15 protein-coding genes are annotated in these 20,384 nt (G+C 49.6%); 4 read left to right on the top strand and 11 right to left on the bottom strand.

Annotation, left to right across the window (positions count from 1 at the left end; genetic code table 11):
- Nucleotides 1–165: 165 nt before the first annotated feature.
- On the bottom strand, nucleotides 166–3,780 hold the full coding sequence (locus J7619_RS25480; protein WP_291205581.1) for a PAS domain S-box protein: 3,615 nt from the start codon (nucleotides 3,778–3,780) through the stop codon (nucleotides 166–168).
- Nucleotides 3,781–3,868: 88 nt separating this feature from the next.
- Between J7619_RS25480 and rsmA the strand changes: the two genes are divergently transcribed.
- On the top strand, nucleotides 3,869–4,669 hold the full coding sequence (rsmA, locus tag J7619_RS25485) for a 16S rRNA (adenine(1518)-N(6)/adenine(1519)-N(6))-dimethyltransferase RsmA (RefSeq protein WP_291205584.1): 801 nt from the start codon (nucleotides 3,869–3,871) through the stop codon (nucleotides 4,667–4,669).
- 66 nt (nucleotides 4,670–4,735) lie between these two features.
- Nucleotides 4,736–6,088, top strand: coding sequence for a magnesium transporter (gene mgtE, locus J7619_RS25490; protein WP_291205587.1), 1,353 nt, complete (start codon nucleotides 4,736–4,738; stop codon nucleotides 6,086–6,088).
- Nucleotides 6,089–6,098: 10 nt separating this feature from the next.
- Here the strand turns inward: mgtE and J7619_RS25495 are convergent, their stop codons facing one another.
- Genes J7619_RS25495 through J7619_RS25505 form a run of 3 tightly spaced genes read right to left on the bottom strand, consistent with a single transcriptional unit; the run spans nucleotide 6,099 to nucleotide 8,190 of the window.
- Complete coding sequence (locus tag J7619_RS25495) at nucleotides 6,099–7,526, bottom strand: L-serine ammonia-lyase (protein ID WP_291205590.1); 1,428 nt, start codon at nucleotides 7,524–7,526, stop codon at nucleotides 6,099–6,101.
- A 24-nt stretch (nucleotides 7,527–7,550) separates the two neighbouring features.
- Nucleotides 7,551–7,727 (bottom strand): hypothetical protein, encoded by a 177-nt coding sequence (locus J7619_RS25500; RefSeq protein WP_291205593.1) that lies wholly within the window; start codon nucleotides 7,725–7,727, stop codon nucleotides 7,551–7,553.
- Between the two features lie 22 nt (nucleotides 7,728–7,749).
- Entirely contained in the window at nucleotides 7,750–8,190 is a 441-nt protein-coding gene (locus J7619_RS25505) for a DUF6934 family protein (protein ID WP_291205596.1), read from the bottom strand.
- Between the two features lie 185 nt (nucleotides 8,191–8,375).
- On the opposite strand from J7619_RS25505, the gene dtd reads away from it, so the two are divergent.
- Both dtd and J7619_RS25515 read left to right on the top strand, forming a co-directional pair.
- The gene (gene dtd, locus J7619_RS25510) at nucleotides 8,376–8,828 is read left to right on the top strand and encodes a D-aminoacyl-tRNA deacylase (RefSeq protein WP_291205599.1); all 453 of its coding nucleotides are present in this window, start codon (nucleotides 8,376–8,378) and stop codon (nucleotides 8,826–8,828) included.
- Between the two features lie 51 nt (nucleotides 8,829–8,879).
- Nucleotides 8,880–9,206 carry a nucleotide pyrophosphohydrolase gene (locus J7619_RS25515; RefSeq protein WP_291205601.1) on the top strand — a complete coding sequence of 109 codons (327 nt, stop codon included), beginning with the start codon at nucleotides 8,880–8,882 and terminating at the stop codon, nucleotides 9,204–9,206.
- Nucleotides 9,207–9,271: 65 nt separating this feature from the next.
- On the opposite strand, the gene odhB is transcribed toward J7619_RS25515, so the two are convergent.
- The 7 genes from odhB to J7619_RS25550 form a co-directional block, all read right to left on the bottom strand.
- Complete coding sequence (odhB, locus tag J7619_RS25520; protein WP_291205604.1) at nucleotides 9,272–10,858, bottom strand: 2-oxoglutarate dehydrogenase complex dihydrolipoyllysine-residue succinyltransferase; 1,587 nt, start codon at nucleotides 10,856–10,858, stop codon at nucleotides 9,272–9,274.
- A gap of 47 nt (nucleotides 10,859–10,905) precedes the next feature.
- On the bottom strand, nucleotides 10,906–13,668 hold the full coding sequence (locus tag J7619_RS25525) for a 2-oxoglutarate dehydrogenase E1 component (RefSeq protein WP_291205607.1): 2,763 nt from the start codon (nucleotides 13,666–13,668) through the stop codon (nucleotides 10,906–10,908).
- A 114-nt stretch (nucleotides 13,669–13,782) separates the two neighbouring features.
- Nucleotides 13,783–14,712, bottom strand: coding sequence for a PorP/SprF family type IX secretion system membrane protein (locus J7619_RS25530; protein WP_291205609.1), 930 nt, complete (start codon nucleotides 14,710–14,712; stop codon nucleotides 13,783–13,785).
- A gap of 96 nt (nucleotides 14,713–14,808) precedes the next feature.
- Entirely contained in the window at nucleotides 14,809–18,021 is a 3,213-nt protein-coding gene (locus tag J7619_RS25535; RefSeq protein ID WP_291205612.1) for a hypothetical protein, read from the bottom strand.
- A 16-nt stretch (nucleotides 18,022–18,037) separates the two neighbouring features.
- Nucleotides 18,038–19,108 (bottom strand): FAD-binding oxidoreductase, encoded by a 1,071-nt coding sequence (locus J7619_RS25540; protein WP_291205615.1) that lies wholly within the window; start codon nucleotides 19,106–19,108, stop codon nucleotides 18,038–18,040.
- Nucleotide 19,109: 1 nt separating this feature from the next.
- On the bottom strand, nucleotides 19,110–19,820 hold the full coding sequence (cmk, locus tag J7619_RS25545; RefSeq protein WP_291205618.1) for a (d)CMP kinase: 711 nt from the start codon (nucleotides 19,818–19,820) through the stop codon (nucleotides 19,110–19,112).
- 46 nt (nucleotides 19,821–19,866) lie between these two features.
- Nucleotides 19,867–20,382: a GNAT family N-acetyltransferase gene (locus J7619_RS25550; RefSeq protein ID WP_291205621.1), complete on the bottom strand. Its 516-nt coding sequence runs from the start codon at nucleotides 20,380–20,382 to the stop codon at nucleotides 19,867–19,869.
- Nucleotides 20,383–20,384 lie beyond the last annotated feature (2 nt).

Raw genomic sequence — 20,384 nt, forward strand, 5'->3', positions numbered from 1 at the left:
GACTTGTAAAGGTTTATTGCTGGTTAGAGCTCCCTTTGTTACCAAAGTTTAATGCGTTCCGGCAATAAACCTTTACAATCGACAGTATCGGATATTTTAATAGACTAACAGCCAATTTTCACCGACGAAACAGACGGCTATCGGCAGTCAGCCGTCGGCCGTCTATTATTTCAGCCATTCTCCTAACAGACCCTTATAACTCGCCAGGAATCTTTCATAAGCCTTTTCCAATGCGGGAAGTGCCTCTGCGAGCGTGCTCGTATCGTCCGATTTGAGCCGCCATTCGGCGTCCCGCGCAATTTCGGCCACCTGCGACACGCCCACCGTGCCACCGCTTCCTTTCAAGGTGTGCAGATTGCTCTTCACAGTTTTAATATCGCCATTTTTATAAGCCTCCAGCGCGCCGCTTACCAGTTCGTCCGATTCGCCCACAAAATCTTCGAACACCGACCACACCAGGTCCGCTCCGCCGATGCCGGCCAGCTGATCGATGATTTCCTTGTCGAGCACCGGCACCATCGCTTCCTGGGCGATTTCCTTCTGCTTTTGTTCGAGTTTGCGGTTTTCGATATTACCCATCAATTCCTTCACCTTTTGCACGAGTGTCTGCGCGCGTATGGGCTTGGCGATGTAATCGTCCATTCCCTGACTCATAAACCGGTCGCGGTCCTCTTTCATCGAGTAGGCCGTCATGGCGACAATCGGCGGCAGGCCTTTTGAGAAGCGTTTTTTCAGCTCCTGGGTCGTTTCCACCCCGTCCATATCCGGCATTTGAATATCCATAAAAATGATATCATAGCCCTTCTCATCGGAATGGTACCTTTTCTCCACCATTTCGATCGCTTTGAATCCACTTTCAGCCAGGTCGGTTTCACAGCCCGATTTTTTGAGGATTTCGTTCGCTACTTTCCGGTTCACCGCATTGTCGTCGACCAGCAGGATCAACGGATGGTAATCGGTGAATACATCTTCGATCGGCGTATCTTCCTGCTGGGTAATGGTACTTACCTGCGCGATCGACGTTTCTTTTGTTTCAAAAGTAAACCAGAACGTACTACCCTCCCCAAGCGTCGATTCGACACCGATTTCCCCGTTCATCAAAGCACAAAGCTGCTTGGAGATCGCCAGACCGAGGCCCGTTCCGCCAAACGATTTCCGAGACGAGTTGTCAAGCTGGGTGAATGAGGTAAACAGGATCTGCTTGTCGGTAGCACTGATACCGATCCCTGAATCCTGCACTTCTACCTTGATTTTATGGAATAAACCTTCTTTTTTCTCTAAGGTAAGCAACACCTTTACAGACCCATTCTCTGTGAATTTCAACGCGTTGGATGTCAGATTGGACATAATCTGCAACAACCTCGTCTGATCGGCGATAATGAATTTCGGAATGCCCGGCCCGATGTGATATGTGAGCGTATTGCCCTTGCTTTTGGCCGTCTGCCCGAAAAGCGATACCAGTTTAAGCAGCAGTTCTTCCACCGCAATGGGCGCTTCGTGCAGCTCCATCTTGCCGGCCTCGATTTTCGAAAGGTCGAGAATATCGTTCAGAATATTCAGCAGCGTTTCCGACGATCGCTTGATGGTCAGCACATAGTCTTTCTGCTCGGTATTCAATGGCGTCTCTCCCAGCAGGTCAATCATCCCGATCACCCCGTTCATAGGAGTTCGGATCTCATGGCTCATGTTAGCCAGGAACCCTTCCTTCACCTTCAAAGAGCGTTCGGCGTGCTCCTTGGCTTTCAGCAATTCGAGCTCGTTGCGTTTCAGCTCCGTAATGTCGCGCGCCAGCACCGCTACTTCGGTGGGTTTGCCCTTGTCGTTGGTAAACATCAGCATATTGATCATAAACTGACGCTCCGTACCGTCTTTGCGGTACATGGTAATCTCGAAATTGCGCAGGCTCTTCGTCTTCCGAAGCCGGATCAGGGCAGAGTGAATGCGCTTTTTGTCGGCAAAAAACTCGGTAACCTTGTGCCCGATCACCTCTTCCGGTAAATATCCCAACCTTTTCAGCACCGACTGGCTGATCATCGTGATCTCGCCAAGCCGGTTGATACGGCAATAAATATCCTGCAAGTTTTCAAAAATACCCCTGAAAAGCTCCTCGCTGTGCCTGAGCGAAAGTTCGGCTTCCTTACGTCGCGTAATGTCGCGGGCGATACCAGACACCTCCTCTATTACGCCGTCGGCATAATGGATCGGGTTCAGGTAAAATTCCAGCCACATCTCTCCCGCATCCTTCCGGTCGATTTTAAATTCAAAATACTGCGGCTCCCCGCGTAAAGCCTGCCGGTACTTGGTCTCCAGCGTCCGCCGGTTGCTATTGCCGACCATCCGCCAACCGAACTTCTCTGCACTGGATTGCAGTGAAGGCCTCACACCAAGCTGGTTATGAATCAGATCGGCATAGTTTCTGTTAAATGAGGTGAGTTGCAGCGATTTGTTCACCGACCAGATCAAATGCGAGCTGCTATCGAAGATCGCATTCAGTCGCGCCAGGTATTTGCTGAGCTCTTCCTCACTTTGTTTGCGCGCGATCGCCATCGCCACCTGACCGGAAATGAATTCCAGCAATTCCAGGTCGCGGGTATCGAACATATTGGGATCATCATAGGATTTCACCCCGATAATGCCGGTCACCCGGTCGCCTATACGCAGGGGTACACACAGGAGTACCTTGGGCGTGACGCCGTATAAATACAAGCTATTCGTTTTAGCCAGCTTCTCAATATCCTGGTCGGAAAGGAACAACGGCTTGTTGGAAGCAATCGCATATTCGGTGAGGCCATTGCCCAGCTTCCGTTTGGTAAACCGGACATTGCCTTTGAAATACTGATCTACATAATACGGGAAGTAGATGTAGCTTTTGCTAGGGTCATACAGTGCTATGAAGAAATTACGGACGTCGATGATCTTGCCCAACTCCTCATGAATCCCGTGGTAAAACTCTTCCAGGTTTTGCGTGTTGACCGTCCAGTTGGCAATGCTGTAATAAAGGTTCTGCGCCTTCTCAGCCCTTATTTTTTCGGTAAAATCATTTAAAATGCAGCGGAATGCCGTCGGTTTGCCATTGTCGAAACGGCAATTCACACTACCTGCTACAAATACCTTTTTACCTTCTCGGTTCATAAAAACCGCCTCAAAGCTCGGGTTGGCTATCCCTTGCTCGATCAGTTTGAGCTGTTCGAGCGCCTCTTCCTTGTGCTGCGGATGCAGGATGTCCTCCATCCGCATCGATGCAATTTCATCCAGCCCGTAGCCCAACACTTCGCGCCATGCCTTGTTGACAAATATGAATTTGCCATCGATCGCTACCAGCTGAATCAGATCGCTGGTATTATCGACCAGGTCCTGCAATTGCGAGTTGGATTTGGCTATGGCTGACTCCATTCTCCGGCGACGGGTGATATCATCCCCGACGAGCGTAATGCATTCGACCTCCTCGTTTTCCTGATGCATGAGCACCGAATTGATCGAAAAGGTTCGAAGCGTCCCTTTCTGGGCCAGAAATGGCACCTCCCGCTGTTCAAGTTTGCGCTTGCCCTGGATACCCTCTTCGAGCATTTGCCGCACCTCGTGCTCCTCCTCTTTCGGTATCAGCTTATCGAATATACTGAACCCCACCAGGTCCGACTCATGCCAGCCGGTTTTCATCAGGGCATGCGGGCTTACGCTACGAATCGTAAAATCAGGCGAAAAGGTAATTCCGATCAGGTTTAAATGCTGAAGTGTGTGGTGAATAGTCTGCCAGTCGGTTTGGGATAAAATCAGTTCCATGGGTCCCGGTACAATCGCACTTTTAAGTTTCCTTCCAATTCTTTATTCGATAAATCTACGAATTAAGACGTAATTTTGGCTTGTGAAAATGAATTATAAAAAACCGGATGATTCCAAAGTGCGGGCTAAAAAGCATCTGGGCCAGCACTTTCTGAAAGATTTGAATATTGCCCAACGCATCGTCGACGGACTCTCCGGGCACGGTGGTTACGACCGTGTCCTCGAAATCGGTCCGGGTATGGGCGTACTTACCCAATTTCTTTTACCCAAAAACAACTTTACGACCCATGTTATCGAGATCGACACCGAATCGGTGGCCTATCTTGAAAAGCACTATCCGGATCTGGCCGCGCGCATTATCGCGGGCGACTTCCTGAAATTCAATCCGGGCGACTATTTTACCGGCAAGTTCGCGATCATCGGGAACTTCCCATACAACATTTCTTCCCAGATATTCTTCCGGGCGCTCGAAATCCGGGACCGTATTCCTGAGATTGTTTGTATGCTGCAAAAGGAAGTGGCGCAGCGCATTGCCTCACCTCCCGGAAACAAGGACTACGGCATTCTGAGCGTGCTATTGCAGGCATTTTATGATATCGATTACCTGGTATCGGTGCCTCCCGGCGCATTCGATCCTCCGCCGAAAGTACAATCCGGAGTGATAAGGCTTCGCCGGAATTCGGTGACGGCACTCGAATGTGATGAAAAACTGTTTTTCAGGGTAGTGAAAACGGCGTTCAACCAGCGGCGCAAAACCCTGCGTAATGCGTTGAAACCGGTAGGCGAAATACCGGACCATCCGTTACTCAACAAGCGGGCCGAACAATTGAGCGTTCAGGACTTCGTTACGTTGACGTTACTTGCCCAAAATACGCAGGCAACGAACTAAACCCTCTCTGAGACAGTATATTCAGTAAGCTAAAAGCATTTCGCCAATCGCTAAAAGCTCATTACGATGACGTTCGAATTAACCCAGCTATACGTAGACCACATTCAGGAACTGATTGAAAAAGAGGACTCTGCGGCCATCCGGTCGGAAATGGAGAATCTTTTTGCTGCGGATATTACCAGCCTGTTATCCGAGCTGGAAACCGAAAGTGCGAAGTTCCTGGTCAATCAGCTGAATATCGAGACGGGTGCGGCAATCCTCGCCGATATGGACCGGGGTGAGCGCCGGGACTTTCTGAAAGCCTTCACCTCGGAGGAAATATCCAAATTCGTCAATCTGTTCGATTCCGATGACGCCGTGGATTTGCTCAACGAGCAGCCCATTCGCGTGCGCGAAGAAGTGATCGCCTTACTCGAGGACCGCGAACAGGCACGGTTCATTCTGGACTTGCTGCATTACGATGAAGACGTAGCCGGCGGTCTGATGCAGAAAGAGCTTGTGAAGGCCAACGAAAACTGGACAGTTAACCAATGTATTGAAGAGCTTCGTACGCAGGCTGAGGATGTCGAGAAAGTCTACGCCGTGTACGTGGTGGATGATTTTGGCAAATTGCTGGGTATTCTCTCTCTGAAAAGGATCGTGCTGGCCCATAAGAATACGAAAATCGAGAGCTTGTACGATAAAGACGTCATCTTTGTAGAAACCTACCGCCCCGCCGAAGAGGTGGCGGAGCTCATGCGGCGTTATGACCTTGACGCATTGCCTGTCGTGAACGTGCAAGGGAAGCTCCTGGGCCGCATTACGATCGACGACATCGTGGACGTGATTACCGACCAGGCCAGTTCGGATACGCTTGCTATGGCGGGTATCACCGGGGATGTGGAGGAAGACGACAGCATCTGGCAACAAACCAAAGCGCGTTTGCCCTGGCTGCTCGTCGGTATGATGGGTGGAATCCTGGCCGCGAAGTTTATCAGCTTTTTTGAGGGCGATCTCAAAATCATTCCCGCGATGGCCGCATTCATTCCTATTATTGGTTCGACAGGCGGAAACGTCGGAATTCAGACATCCTCCATAATTCTGCAAGGTCTGGCCGACAAGACGGGTATCGATACTACGCTAGGTCAGCGTTTGATCAGGATGTTTGCTGTCGCTTTTATTAATGGCATTATCATCAGCGCCATTGTATTTGGGTTCAATATGCTGATCGGGAATGACGTGCAACTGGCGCTCGTTGTGTCCATCGCGCTAATGTCGGTAGTGTTTCTTGCCTCTTTCATGGGCACATTAACGCCGATCCTGCTTGAAAAAATTGGTATTAACCCGGCGGTGGCGTCCGGCCCCTTCATCACCACTGCCAATGACCTGATCGGCTACGGTGTTTACTTCGGTCTTGCGCATTTGTTGCTCAAATTATGACTTGGGTAATCTAGCATTCGCTGAGGCTGATCGGGATATTCACAGCAAGGCCGCCTTCGGAAGTTTCCTTGTACCGGTTATTCATGTCCAACGCGGTTTGCCACATCGTTTTGACCACATTGTCGAGTGAAACTTTCGCATTCCCCGGGTTGCTTTGCAAAGCGAGTTGAGAAGCTGTAATTGCTTTGATCGCCCCCATTGTATTACGTTCGATACATGGGATTTGCACTAATCCTGCTACCGGATCGCACGTGAGCCCGAGGTGATGTTCCATCGCAATTTCTGCGGCCATCAGGCATTGCTCTACTGTTCCGCCCGAAACCTGCGCAAGTCCGGCCGCCGCCATCGCCGACGACACCCCTATTTCCGCCTGGCACCCACCCATCGCCGCCGAAATCGTCGCTCCTTTCTTGAAAATACTGCCGATTTCTCCCGCAGTGAGCAGAAACCTGAAAATATCCTCGTTCGTGCCGCCGCAAAATGTCACATGGAATTGCAGCACTGCTGGTATCACTCCCGCTGCACCATTGGTAGGAGCAGTAACCACACGACTATACGAAGCATTTTGCTCGTTCACCGCCAATGCGAAGCAGCTCACCCAATCGAGCGTGTAGTTGAAACCTGTGCCGCCCTTACGGATAAGCTCGATCCACTCATCACAGCCCGAACAAGCATGGCCTTTCAATAATTTCTGATTTAGTTCGGCGGCTCTGCGCTGTACATTCAACCCGCCCGGCAATACGCCCCTGTGCTGGCATCCCAGAAAAATGCTGTCCTGCATGACGCGCCAGATATTCATCAAGTCCTTCCGGATTGTCGCATCATCCCGCCACACACGCTCATTATCCAGCACCAGCTCCCATATGGTCTTGCCTGTCACACGGTGCCATTCCAACAAGTCGGAAGCCTGATCGACCGGATAGGGAATCTCTGCCGAAACCAAGCCCGCAGCGGCCTCCCGTCCTTCCTGGATCACAAAACCACCCCCTATCGAATAGTAAGTTTCTTCAAATATCTGCCCATTTGCGCAAACAGCCGTGAAAGCCACCCCATTCGGGTGGAACGGCAGCGACTCCGTTTTGTGGAACACAACGTCCGTTTTAGGATTGAAATGAATTTGCATTTCCCCGTGCAGTCGGATCGACTCGCTGGCCGCGATATCCGACAGAATGCGATCGATCGAGCTCGTCTCGATCGTTACCGGATCGTAACCACTCAATCCGAGAATAACTGCAATATCAGTACCATGCCCCTTGCCTGTTTTAGCTAGCGAGCCGTAAAGGTGTACTGTCACTTTTTCAACGGTCCCCAGCAGTCCCCGCTCTTTTACCACATTTAGAAACTGCTGCGCTGCCCGCCATGGACCAAGGGTATGCGAACTGGACGGGCCAATGCCTATCTTAAAAATGTCAAAAACGGAAATGCGTTCTGATGTCATTGAATGGGAATAATCGAAAGGATACTATTTCTTGACCTGCCGGTTTTGAAGCTCGGGAGGCAGCCCGGCTTTTGCGAGCATTTCTCTTCCCTTAGCTACTTTTTCAGGAAACCCCACCGTATCCTCGTATTTATCAAGTTCTGGGTTGTACCTTCCCAATCGCTTGTTGGATGTCTCTGTTTCAGTGAGTATGCTTTTCATAATGCCTAAGATTTTCATAAAACTATAACAATTTAGATATGAGAAATGCTTCATAATTTATATTTTTTTGAAAAGGGTGAAAGCCGCCGTTCAAATAGCCCCAAACCGAATAACCGTTTCTTATCGCGTCATATCGATTACTTATAATAATCCGGTACAATCTAGTTCGAGCGGGAGTGCTGCCGGTTAAGTGAATGATTACACCAGGATTTTCAGACAGAAATTCTACCGCTATTCTTACAACAGTTGACAGCACTATTTCCATGTCGCCGTTATCGGTAATTGCGAGGTCATCAAACCCAGAGTCACTATCCTTCCAATCACCAAAACCGAGATTGAATATACCCGCCTGCATTAAATCGAATTGAACCTTCTTTTTAACCCTACCTTTCCTCCCTTCGCTTACAAAGGAATAAACGTAGTTCTGAAGAGAGCGTTGAACCTCATAGTGCGGTTGATCCATCGGAGATAATGGCATGTACCTGACCTAAATTCTATACTTACTCAAGGTCTGAACAATGAGGTTTACCCAACTAAAAATGCAACCGGTCACATTCATTAAACCACCGGCTTTTACTCGGCATTCGAACTCATTTTTAAAGATTACCCTGTACTTTTGCCCCACTCAAAAATCAAGACACGATTAACATGATTGCAGTAATCCAGCGCGTGAGCAGCGCTTCGGTGACCATTGAAGGAAAAATAAAAGGTGAAATCAAAACGGGCTTTATGGTGCTGCTAGGCATTACGCACACCGACGCGACGGAAGATATAGAGTGGTTGGGAAAGAAGATCGTCGGACTGCGGGTATTCAATGATGAGGAAGGTAAAATGAACCTGGATTTGAAAACTGTAAATGGAGATATTCTGCTGATCAGCCAGTTTACCTTACACGCCAGCACCAAAAAGGGTAACCGCCCATCGTTTATCGAAGCGGCTAAGCCAGACGTCGCTATTCCTCTTTATGAAAAGATGATCAGTCTCCTCGGCGAGGAGCTGGGAAAGCCTATTCAAACAGGCGAATTTGGAGCGGATATGAAGGTATCGCTGCTGAACGACGGCCCTGTAACAATCGTCATTGATTCAAAAAACAGAATCTGAAACCGATCTCAGAACAGCAGTATTCACTCATTCACTCATTCAAAACTAAATATGACCATCCAGCAAGCACAGGAACAAGTCGATCAATGGATCAAAACTTACGGCGTACGGTATTTTTCCGAACTGACCAACATGACAATCCTCACCGAAGAGGTGGGCGAGCTCGCGCGCATTATGGCGCGTACGTACGGCGACCAGTCGTTCAAGAAATCGGATTTGGGAAAAGACCTCGGCGATGAAATGGCCGATGTACTTTGGGTGCTCATCTGCCTTGCCAACCAGACCGGCATTGATCTTACCGAGGCATTTGAAAAGAACCTGGCCAAAAAGACGGACCGCGATAAAGACCGCCACAAGCAGAACACTAAACTGCAATAGCCTATAACAGAACAAGCCCGGAAACCCGGGCCTGCTCTGTTATCTATTTTTCCGAAATGATAATATTACATATCCAGTAACAGACGCATCGGATCTTCGAGCAACTGTTTCACGCGAACCAGGAAGCTTACCGAATCCTTACCGTCTATTGTACGGTGGTCGTACGAGAGCGCCACATACATGATCGGACGAATAACGATCTGACCATCTACAACTACCGGGCGTTCTACGATGTTGTGCATACCAAGAATAGCCGATTGCGGCGCATTGATAATCGGTGTCGACATCATTGAACCGAATGTACCGCCATTAGTGATGGTGAATGTACCACCCGACATTTCGTCAAGCCCCAGCTTACCGTCACGCGCACGAACCGCCAAACGAACGATTTCCTTTTCAATCGCTGCGAACGAAAGTGTCTCAGCATTGCGGATAACCGGCACTACCAATCCGCGCGGTGTTGAAACAGCTACCGAAATGTCAGCGAAATCGTTGTATACCAGCTCATCACCATCGATCTGCGCATTGATAACCGGGAAATCTTTCAACGCGACGGTTACCGCCTTCACGAAGAACGACATAAAGCCGAGGCCCACTTCGTGTTTTTCCTTGAATTTATCCTTGAACTTGGAACGCAAATCCATCACCGGCTTCATATCCACTTCATTGAAGGTGGTAAGCATGGCCGTTTCATTCTTCACTGCTACCAAACGGCGTGCGATGGTTTTACGCAGTGAGGACATTTTCTCGCGACGTGACGCGCGCGCACCCGCAGGGGCCGCGGCAGGTGCTGCAACAGCAGGTTTAGCAGGGGCTGCCGCCGGAGCGGCTGGCGAAGCCGGTGCTGCTTTCTCTGCCTTCAATGCATCGTCTTTCATGATTTTACCTCCTGAGCCGGAACCGTTGACGTCTTTCGGATCGATCCCCTTTTCCGCCAGAATTTTAGCCGCAACAGGCGATGCGTGTTTTTCGCTGTAAGCTTTGTCGGCAGCAGCAGGGGTGCCGGTCGCCTGTGGAGCTGCCGGTGCAGCCGCAGGAGCGCCCGCAGTTTGTGCAATCGTGCAGATTACCGCACCGATCGACAGTGTATCGCCTTCTTTTCCTACAATTTTCAATATACCCGCAGCTTCGGCAGGAAGTTCGAATGTGGCTTTGTCGGATTCGAGCTCGCAAAGGATTTCGTCAACAGCCACGTAGTCACCATCTTTTTTGCTCCAAGAAGCAATGGTTACCTCGCTGATAGACTCTCCCACCGCAGGAACTTTCATTTCATAAACCTGGCCGGTCGCAGCAGCGGATACAGCTGGTGAAGCTGCCGGAGCAGGTGCTTCCGTTTTCGCAGGTTCGGCCACAACAGAAGCTATTGGTGCAGCTGCTTCGGCTTTGGGGGCCGTTTCTTTCGGCGCAGCGCCGTTAGCCGCGTCAATTGTCGCGATCAGGTCGCCGATATTCAGCGTATCGCCTTCCTGCGCTTTAATATGCAATATACCTTCAGCTTCCGCGGTGAGTTCAAATGTCGCTTTGTCCGAATCCAGTCCGCAGATCACCTCGTCCATCTTCACAAAATCGCCATCATTTTTGAACCAGTTTCCTATCGTAACCTCAGTAATCGACTCGCCAACAGGCGGTACTTTTATTTCAATTTCAGCCATTTTATGTGCAATCTTGTTATCGAATTAAGTCAAAAATTATAGGAATATCATTCAAAAGCTCTGTTGATGATCTCCGCTTGCTCCTTCGTGTGAATTTTAGAGAATCCTGTCGAAGGTGAAGCACTTGGTTCACGGGCGATTACCTGCAGTGGCTTCACACCTTTGTACATGCGCAGCATGAACGTCCAGCCACCCATATTGAACGGTTCTTCCTGCACCCAGTAAACACTTGCGTTTTCGTACTGCGCCAAATGCGCGTCGATTTGCGTTTGCGGGAACGGATGCATTTGTTCCAGACGAATGATTGCCACATCGTCGCGTTTGTCGGCTTGCTGCTTTTCATACAGCTCGTAGTACAGCTTACCGGTACAGAGCAACACTTTCTTCACTTTCTTCGGATCTGCGTAAGTATCACCAATCGTTTCCTGGAACGAGCCGCTTACAAGGCTATCGATCGGTGAAACGCACAGCGGGTGACGTAGCATCGATTTCGGCGACATCACGATCAACGGCTTCCGGAACGGGAATTTCAACTGCCTGCGTAGCAAGTGGAAAAAGTTGGCCGGCGTTGTTACGTTCGCTACGATGATGTTATAATTTGCCGAAAGCTGCAGGTAACGCTCCGGACGTGCATTGGAGTGCTCCGGCCCCTGGCCTTCATAGCCGTGAGGAAGCAGCATCACCAAACCCGTCCAGCGGTCCCATTTGGTTTCGCTGGATGTTACGAACTGATCGATGATCACTTGCGTACCGTTGGCAAAGTCGCCAAACTGTGCTTCCCAGATCACCAATGCATTCGGATTTGCCATCGAGTAGCCGAATTCAAAACCCAACACGCCATATTCTGACAACAACGAGTTGTAAATCATGAACTGTCCCTGGCCCTCCTGAATGTGCTGCAAGCTGTTGTAGGCCGCATTGGTCTCCACATCACGCAATACCGCATGACGGTGCGAGAATGTACCGCGCTGCACATCCTGGCCACTCAAGCGAACGATATTGCCTTCGGTAAGAATCGATCCGTACGCAAGCAGCTCGGCAGTAGCCCAGTTCACTTCCTTTTTATCGAAGATCATCTGCTCACGGTCTTTGAGCAGCTTGTCGATCTGTTTCAGTCTGTTGAAATTTTCAGGAGTACTAATCAGCGCTTTACCGATTTTTTCAAGCACGTCCAGTGCCACACCCGTTTCCGGCGATTTCTCAAAGTCTTCCGGCTTCGATTTACGCAAGGTGTGCCATTCCTGTTCCAGTTTCGGCATGGTGTATGGCAATGCTTTCTGCTTCACCATATCAAGGCGTTCCTGCAACAATTGCTTGAACTCCTTATCCATATTAGCCGCCAGCTGTGCATCCACATCGCCACGCTCCGCCAGCGTTTTCTGGTAAATTTCGCGCGGGTTCTGGTGGTTCTCAATGGATTTGTAAAGAACCGGCTGCGTAAACTTCGGTTCGTCCGCCTCGTTGTGTCCGTGACGACGGTAACAAACCATATCAATGAAAATGTCCTTATTAAATTTCTGACGGTATTCAACCGCGAGGCGCATACAATAGACCACTGCCTCAGGATCATCACCGTTTACGTGCAATACAGGTGCATCCACGATCTTGGCGATGTCCGTACAATAGATCGACGAACGTGCGTCAACGAAGTCGGTGGTGAAACCAACCTGGTTGTTGATCACAAAATGGATCGTACCACCGGTGTAGTAGCCATTCAGCGCGGACATCTGGGTTACCTCGTAAACGATCCCCTGCCCTGCCACCGCGGCATCACCGTGGATCAATACCGGCAATACGCGATCATAGTCGCTATCGTACATACCGTCTGCCCGGGCGCGGATGTAACCTTCCACCACCGGGTTCACCGCCTCGAGGTGGGACGGGTTCGGCGCCAGTTTCAGGTGTACATTGTTGCCGTCTTTGGTCGTAATCTGGCTCGCAAAACCCATATGGTACTTCACGTCCCCATCACCCCAAACCTGGTCGGGCAGGTTACCTTCAAATTCGTTGAAGATCTGTCCGTAGGTTTTCTGCATGATGTTCGCCAGCACGTTCAAACGACCGCGGTGCGCCATACCGATCATCACTTCCACCACGCCCATTTCGGCGGCTTTGTTGATCATCGCGTCGAGTGCCGGGATCGTCGTTTCACCTCCTTCGAGCGAGAAACGTTTCTGACCGAGGTATTTGGTATGCAGGAAGTTTTCAAAAACAACCGCCTCGTTCAGCTTTGAAAGAATGTGTTTTTTCTCTTCAATCGAGAAAGTCATCGTCAACGCTTCCTTCTCGATCTTTTTACGCAACCAGCTTTTCTGCTCGCGGTCGCGGATGTAGAGGTATTCGAAACCGATATTTCTTGCATAGATCGTCTGCAATGCGTTTACGATCTCACGCAAGGTGGCCGGACGATCAAAGACCTCAATACCGGCTTCAAAAACGGTATCGAGGTCTTCGGGTCCCAGATTAAAATCAGCTATGTCCAATTGCGGGCGACGGTCTTTCCTTTTCTGGATCGGGTTCGTAGTCGCCAGAAGGTGTCCCCTCGACCTGTACCCACGAATCAAATGCACCACTTCCATTTCCTTCCGGATACGTGCAGGATCCGTTTTCCCCACTACCGCAGCCTCTTTGCCGTTGGCAGCACCATTGGCGTGTCCGTTACCGCCAACAGGGTATTTTTGATAAAAATCATAACCTTCAAAAAACTTTTGCCAGCCTTCGTCCACGGAAGCTGCATCTTGCTTATAAGAATTGTACAATTCTTCAATATAAGCGGCGTCGGAATTTGCTATATAAGTGTATTTATCCATCACAAAAGTGAGTATTTCATTTACGGCACAAAGGTACGAGACTTATGTAAAGATTACGAATAAAAAATATCCTTTTAACTTAACCCGAAAGACGATTTGAAAAGGTTCCTGACATTAGTATTTCTGAAATCCTTTGGGATTCGGAATAAATTTCAGCATGAGCTCGTGGATACCTTTCGGTCCTGAATAGGAAGTGTAGATCTGCTCCACCTGCCGCGTGCTGTAAAAATACCCCAGCCGCACATTTCTTCCCAGCTGAACCTCAGCGGTTAACTGTAAATAATCCACTTTTGCCGAAAAGGAGTTGTACCCGCCACCTATCCGGTATGACGCGCCCAGCCCAACCTTCTCTCTGAACCAGAACCGGGACCCAAAATCGACTCTCAGCTTATGATCTTTTTCCTGGATCACCAACACATGAGGCAGCATCATAACATCCTCGCTCAAATCATGACTTCCTCCGGCTGTAATGTAGAGCGGTCTGCGGTAAAAGGTCCCCACAATCTGGTCGCCAAACTTTTGAGAGAGTACCTCCGGCTTTGAGATGCCGAAATACAATTTGTCCGAACGGAGCCAGGCACCAAGCCCGAAACTACCCAACGCGCGGTTATTGCCGATGGAAGTTCCATTCGTAACGGGCAACACATTAATTCCTCCCTGGGCGCCTAGTCCCAGCTTCCATGTATCCGACAAGCCTAGATGAAATGCAAATGAGCCCACAAAGCTGGTGGTAGTGAAATAGCTGGTCTGGTCGTTCAATGCCTGAAAGCCTATCCCGAACTTACCGTCAGCGATGGTACCGTCTGCGGCAAAAGTTTGGCTGGTAGGAGAATTGGGGATATTGAACCATTTCCTGCGGAAAATCGCAGTCATATTGAAGTCTTCGCGCACACCCGTGAAGCCGGGATTAATCGACATCGGGTTCTGTACATATTGCTCATAAAGCACCTCCCGTTGCGCGGTGGCCAATCCAAAACTTGCCACAGATAATGTTGCAGCAAGAAAAAACTTTCTCGAATAGTGATGTGTGATCTTCAAAAACATAGCACTGAATGGGTTATTTTAAACAAAAATGGCAGGAGAGTGAGTCCCTGCCATCTTAATAACTCTTGAATATTACTTTTTTACTGTTAAATCAGGTCAAAAATCGTAACCCAGTGTTACGTAAGGGATTGGCTTATTGGTGTAACCGTTGTCAACTCCCCAGGCGTAATCAAATTTGGCATAGAATCCGAACAATGTCGTCCTCACACCGGCGCCGTAGCCCATCAGGTAAGGGTTTTTGTAGTTGGTCACCGTCGCCCGGAATGTTTCGTTTTCATCCCCGATAATCTGGGTATTCAAACTGTTGTTCTCGCTGAAAGGCCCCTTGCCGGTCCAGGCAGTACCAATATCGCCGAAGCCGACAATCTGGAAGTTACGCAGGAAGCTCGACGTAATGGCACCCCGGTAGAGGTATTTCACCAATGGGATCCTCAATTCGGCATTAAGCAACATATAACTTGTACCCGACAGCCTGTTGAGCTTGAAACCGCGCAGATTAGTTGCAAAATCAGCAAAGAAAATATCGCGGTTATCGCGCTGGAAGTTCAGCGGGTTATCTCCCGTACGATTTTCCTTGCGGTTACCGAGCCAGTTTTCCATACCACCGAGGATATTCTGTTTAGGCGCACGGCCACCTGAATGGCTCGCGGCCGCACGCACTGCGAGGATCAGGTCGCGGTGGATTTTCTGGTAGTGACGGAAGTCCAGGCTTACGCGATTGAAACTCTCATTTGCATTGCTCAACCCTTGATACAGATCGTAACGGAGCTTGAAACGCGTCCCTTCCATCATATTCATACCATTTACGCGCGTGTTATCGAATACAAATTCGCTGCGCACACCTCCGTAATTCGAAGACAGGTCCGGATTAGGCAGCAGCACGTCGATCATTCTCGTAGACGTGAACATCGGCGATACCGACAAACGGCTCGTGGTCGAGAAAGGATAAGAGGCGGTAAACATCAGTTGGTTGAACCGGTATTTCTGGATCAGCCCCTCCGAATCGTTGTACAATGTCTTTCTGTCAACACGCAAGCCGAAGTCGACGCGGTAGGTATTGTTATTATACTCGGCAAACAAATCGCTGTTCCGGAAGTTGGACGAAATGAAAAGGCCCGCCTTGATCACGTGGTTTTCGAGCAGGTCGTTCATCGAGATCGATTGCGCATAGCCAAATCCACGAATAGGATCAATGCGCCAGTCGGAACTTGCGTCATTGGTGATGAACAAGCCTTTATAATTGTACGGCCCTTTGATCGCGATATTTTCACGAACCGCCTTCGTGCGCGAGGCTACGCCCGGTGTCGTAGGAAAGCTTCCGCGATTTCTTCTCGATTCAAATGCCTTCAGAACGTCTTCATCAAACTCGTAGTTGTCAGTATCCACCTCACCTTCTTTCAAAGCCAGCTTTTTAGGCTGGTCAAGCTGTGCTGCTTTGGCGGTAGAATCCGCTTTCACCGCATTAGCCGCTCCATTGCCCGGACTTCCGGCGCTGGCCACGCTCAACGACGGCGGATTGACCGTCGCATTGATATCAAATCCGTTCTTAAACGCAGCAGTGTAGTAGCCGTCATTCAAATACGTATAAGCCAACGCTCCGCCCGGTGCTTTCAGGTTCACATCGGCATTGCGGATATTCTGAATATAGTTGGTCAGCTGTGAGCTGGTTTGTGAAGCGCGGTTGTATTTGAAAAGGTTATTGACACCTTTTCCATTGGAAAGGTAAACTACATCGTTCTCATCGGCATAAACCGGCGTTATCTTGGCCTTTCCTTCCGATTCCACCAGCTTAATGACGTTTTCTGACCGTGGGGTCCCGTCGTGTTCAAAAAGCGTATAAGAAGGCGCAATGGATTTGAAGTTTCCTTTATCTCCCCTTCCCAACGAATCAACCGGCCTGTTGGAAGAGAAAACAACGCGACGCGAAGATCCCTGGATAAAACGGGGTGAAAGGTCGTCGTACAGATCATTGGTAAGCGGCAATGCAGAAGCCCTGGCTACGCTAATCAGGAAAATGTCGTTCTGACCGGCCTTGTCCGCGCTCACGGCGAGCATCGAACCATCGTGCGACACATCCATGTCCACGACCTGATCCAGCCCGCGGATATTCCTTTTTGTTTTGATCCTGATCTTCTTGGTCCCTACATTTTCATACATGTAAAGGTTCTTCTTGTCATTCTCGTTCGCAAGAATGGTCAGCACATTGTTTCTCGACCATCCCAAAAGCGGCGGCTGTGTTTTCATGCGGCCACCGATGATATCCAGTTTACCCTGGCGTACCACCTTTTTGGAACCAGATTCACTATCAAACAAATACACCCGATAGCGTCCGTTTTTGATCTCGCTCACTGCCGTGAATTTCTTGTCCGGAGAGACTTTGATCACCGCGCTGGCATCAGTCACATTGAACTCGTTGAGCTTGTACTTCCAGGTCGGTTTGGGATCTGAATAGAATTGCTCTGCATTCTTGGTCTGGTTCAGGTAATAAGCCCGCCAGTCGCGCAGGAAACGATTGTAGGACTGCACGCCCAGCGTACTGGTAATACTGGTCTGCTCGGTACGAATAATGCGGGTGAGGTTCAGAATGTCGGAGATCTTATCTTTTCCGTAACGCTCGGCGATGTAATTCCAGATCGAATGTCCGATCAGCGTCGCATCGTCGCCCGTCATGAGCGTGGGTTTACGGATGTTACGGTTTTTGAAAAAATCACGCATGTAATCGTTCAACTCCGGCGACCAGCCTTCGGCAATATAAGCGGCCGTTCCGGACATGAACCACTCCGGCAATGTGAGCAGCAGCGAGCTTTGCAATGCCTCCTTCATATTACCGCCATACAGCATGTCATACACGAAAAGAAGGCTGATATCCCGCACGAGTTTTTTACGAAACCCAATCTGGTCGCCCGTATAAGCCACCTCCACGCGCGATTGCGAGAGATTGAGTTTCTGGTCCGAAAGGTTATCCAACACCGAAAGGCCCATGTTGCTTTGTTCAAGCTCAGCGGGCGAGTTGTAGAGGAATATTTTTACGCGGTTATAAGGCGTCCAGCCGAGAACATCGGTAATTTTGTCAAATTCGCTTTCTGCGTATTGCGCCGTCAGCCTGGCAAGATTAGTTCCGCCCTGATAGTGATAGATTTCGAAGTTGGTGGTCCGGAAAATCTTCCAGTTAAACTTCTTGTACTGGACCCGGTTCTTTCCAAAAGTCTCCTGTGAAGGATAGCGCTGTGCTACTGATTCTGTAAATAATCCAAAAACCGCTAAAAGACCGATCGAAAAGGTTAATGTGTAAATATATCTTCTGCTCATATTGCTTAGGCTGTCTTCAACGGAAATATAACGAAAAATACCTTTTTATATTCACTAGCGGGTTCAATTCTTTGCCGTAAATCAGGTGGTTACAAAACTCTTTCGCCAGAAAAGGAGCAAGTGTAACACCCTTTGTACCTAACCCGTTGAAAATAGACACATTAGAAAACTCCGGGTGAATACCGATCAGGGGACGACGGTCACGCACGGATGGCCGTATACCTGCCCGAGCGCCGATTAATGTGTAACCGGTGCTTAGCAGGCCCTGCAATTTGGCTTCCAGTTCCTCTGTCGCGGCCTCTGTGACCTCCCAGTCGAGCGGGTTCCAGGAGTAGGTAGCTCCTACTTTCATCCTATTTTCCGCGAGCGGCAATGCGAATATCCCCTGGTTTATGATGTATGGTTTCAGCGAAACGTCTGTGGCGATTTCCAGCATTTGTCCTTTTACGGGAGTGAACGGCAGCCAGTTGAAAAGGCTGTTTTCCAAAGCAAAAAAACCCTGGCAAAAAATGACGGTCTTGAATCGCTTACCTTTCCATTCAATACCTTCCTCCGACCGTGCCAGATCAGCCTGGTCAAATGCCCCCTCTACATATAATCCATTCGACTGAAAGTACGCCCGGCTGGCGTCCAGCAAGGCAGGCAGGTCAATCCAGCCTGATTGCACCACTTCCAAACCGCCAAAGTCCGCATGTACATAGGGTATTTCGGTTCTGGGATCCGGGGTATTGGCTATATAAGGACTAATACCGGGGTCTGCTGTCTGTGCGAGGTAGGTATTTTGCTCCTCGATGGAACGGAAAGGCCGGTAAATCGGGATAAGGTGCATAAGCTTACGGCCCAGTTTTTCTTCAAGGTCTCCGTAAAAAGTTCTGGCATAGGGAAAAAGATCATCGGCCAGCCAGGTTTTGACCAGCTTTTTGCCGGTTAGCGGGTTAAAAATCCCGGCTGCAACCCGCGACGAAGAAGGCATTGAAGCGTCTCCGACAATTTGGAAGCTCTTTCCCAGACCGTGCAGATGCCAGGCTACGGACGTACCGCCTATCCCCTGGCCTATGATAAGGTAATCGTAGTCGAATGAGGGCATATCAGGCATTATCCGCGGCGCGGCGTCTGAGTGATAACCCGATTTGCTCATCGGCGAGGCGCACTACCACTTCCACCTGTTCGTCGAGCGTCATAAACGAGTTATCAATGTAAATGGCGTCCTCAGCCTGCCGAAGCGGGCTTTCGGTGCGTGTAGTATCAATATAATCGCGCGTTTTGAGGTTTTCCAGGATTTCCGCCAGATCCACGATCTCGCCTTTTTCCATCAGTTCCAGCTGGCGGCGGTGCGCGCGGATCTGCGGATCGGCCGTCATGAAAATTTTAAGTTCGGCCTGCGGAAATACCACAGTACCGATATCCCGGCCGTCCATGACAATGCCCTTGGTCTTCCCCATTCGCTGCTGCTGAGCTACCAGTGCGTGCCGTACTTCGGCGATCGCGCTCACTTCGCTCACCCTTTCGGAAACGTACATTTTCCGGATCTCATCTTCCACATTCAGACCGTTCAGATAGGTATCGTTGCGTCCCAGCTCGGGATGCCGGCGGAACGAAATATGCACCTTTGACAGGGCGTTTTCTACTTCCTTCGGATTAGTGAGACTGATATGGTTTTGGATAAAATAGAGGGTAACAGCCCTGTACATCGCGCCGGTGTCGATGTAGGGGTAATTCAATTGCTTGGCAACCAGCTTCGCCGTCGTGGATTTACCACAACTCGAATAACCGTCGATCGCAACGATAATCTTGGGCATATCGGAAAGTGTAATTTTACAGAGCGTAAAAATACATTTTTAAAGCTCATTCCCCGGCTAGCTTCACAAACAAATGTTCGTCCAGGACCTGGTCGTTTTTAATAATGGCCTTGCGGTGAACAGCTTCCAATTTGTAACCGGCTTTTTCCAGCACCCGCATCGATGCCGGATTGGTTTCAAAAACACCCGCGTAGAGCCGTGTGACGGTGGTATTGGCAAAAATCCAGTCGGTCATTTGCAGAACGGCGGCGGTCATAATATTCAGCCCCCAATAAGGTTCACCGAGCCAGTAACCGATCTCGGCGTTGTTGCGGTGAATGTCTTCCTGACGTACCACGCCTATTCCTCCTACAAATTCATCCTTATAATAGATCGCGCGGTGAAAGCTCTCGCCGCTATGCCGCCCATTGCAGAAATCGATCCAGTAATGAGCGTCGGAGAGCGCGTAAGGTGAAGGGAAATTATCCCTCACCTGTGCTACCACGTTCTTATTGTTGGCCAGAAGCGCCATCCTTTCGGCAATATTTCTGGTAAACGGTCTGATTGTTACCTGTTGGTCCATAC

Source organism: Dyadobacter sp., assembly GCF_017744695.1.
GTDB lineage: Bacteria > Bacteroidota > Bacteroidia > Cytophagales > Spirosomataceae > Dyadobacter.

Bases quoted from the DNA above. Each gene is read 5' to 3' on its own strand.
- J7619_RS25480 (WP_291205581.1), bottom strand. From the start codon at position 3,780: ATGGAACTGATTTTATCCCAAACCGACTGGCAGACTATTCACCACACA.
- J7619_RS25535 (WP_291205612.1), bottom strand. From the start codon at position 18,021: ATGAGCAGAAGATATATTTACACATTAACCTTTTCGATCGGTCTTTTA.
- cmk (WP_291205618.1), bottom strand. From the start codon at position 19,820: ATGCCCAAGATTATCGTTGCGATCGACGGTTATTCGAGTTGTGGTAAA.
- J7619_RS25540 (WP_291205615.1), bottom strand. From the start codon at position 19,108: ATGCCCTCATTCGACTACGATTACCTTATCATAGGCCAGGGGATAGGC.
- dtd (WP_291205599.1), top strand. From the start codon at position 8,376: ATGATTGCAGTAATCCAGCGCGTGAGCAGCGCTTCGGTGACCATTGAA.
- J7619_RS25525 (WP_291205607.1), bottom strand. From the start codon at position 13,668: ATGGATAAATACACTTATATAGCAAATTCCGACGCCGCTTATATTGAA.
- odhB (WP_291205604.1), bottom strand. From the start codon at position 10,858: ATGGCTGAAATTGAAATAAAAGTACCGCCTGTTGGCGAGTCGATTACT.
- mgtE (WP_291205587.1), top strand. From the start codon at position 4,736: ATGACGTTCGAATTAACCCAGCTATACGTAGACCACATTCAGGAACTG.
- J7619_RS25495 (WP_291205590.1), bottom strand. From the start codon at position 7,526: ATGACATCAGAACGCATTTCCGTTTTTGACATTTTTAAGATAGGCATT.
- rsmA (WP_291205584.1), top strand. From the start codon at position 3,869: ATGAATTATAAAAAACCGGATGATTCCAAAGTGCGGGCTAAAAAGCAT.
- J7619_RS25515 (WP_291205601.1), top strand. From the start codon at position 8,880: ATGACCATCCAGCAAGCACAGGAACAAGTCGATCAATGGATCAAAACT.
- J7619_RS25500 (WP_291205593.1), bottom strand. From the start codon at position 7,727: ATGAAAAGCATACTCACTGAAACAGAGACATCCAACAAGCGATTGGGA.
- J7619_RS25550 (WP_291205621.1), bottom strand. From the start codon at position 20,382: ATGGACCAACAGGTAACAATCAGACCGTTTACCAGAAATATTGCCGAA.
- J7619_RS25505 (WP_291205596.1), bottom strand. From the start codon at position 8,190: ATGGATCAACCGCACTATGAGGTTCAACGCTCTCTTCAGAACTACGTT.
- J7619_RS25530 (WP_291205609.1), bottom strand. From the start codon at position 14,712: ATGTTTTTGAAGATCACACATCACTATTCGAGAAAGTTTTTTCTTGCT.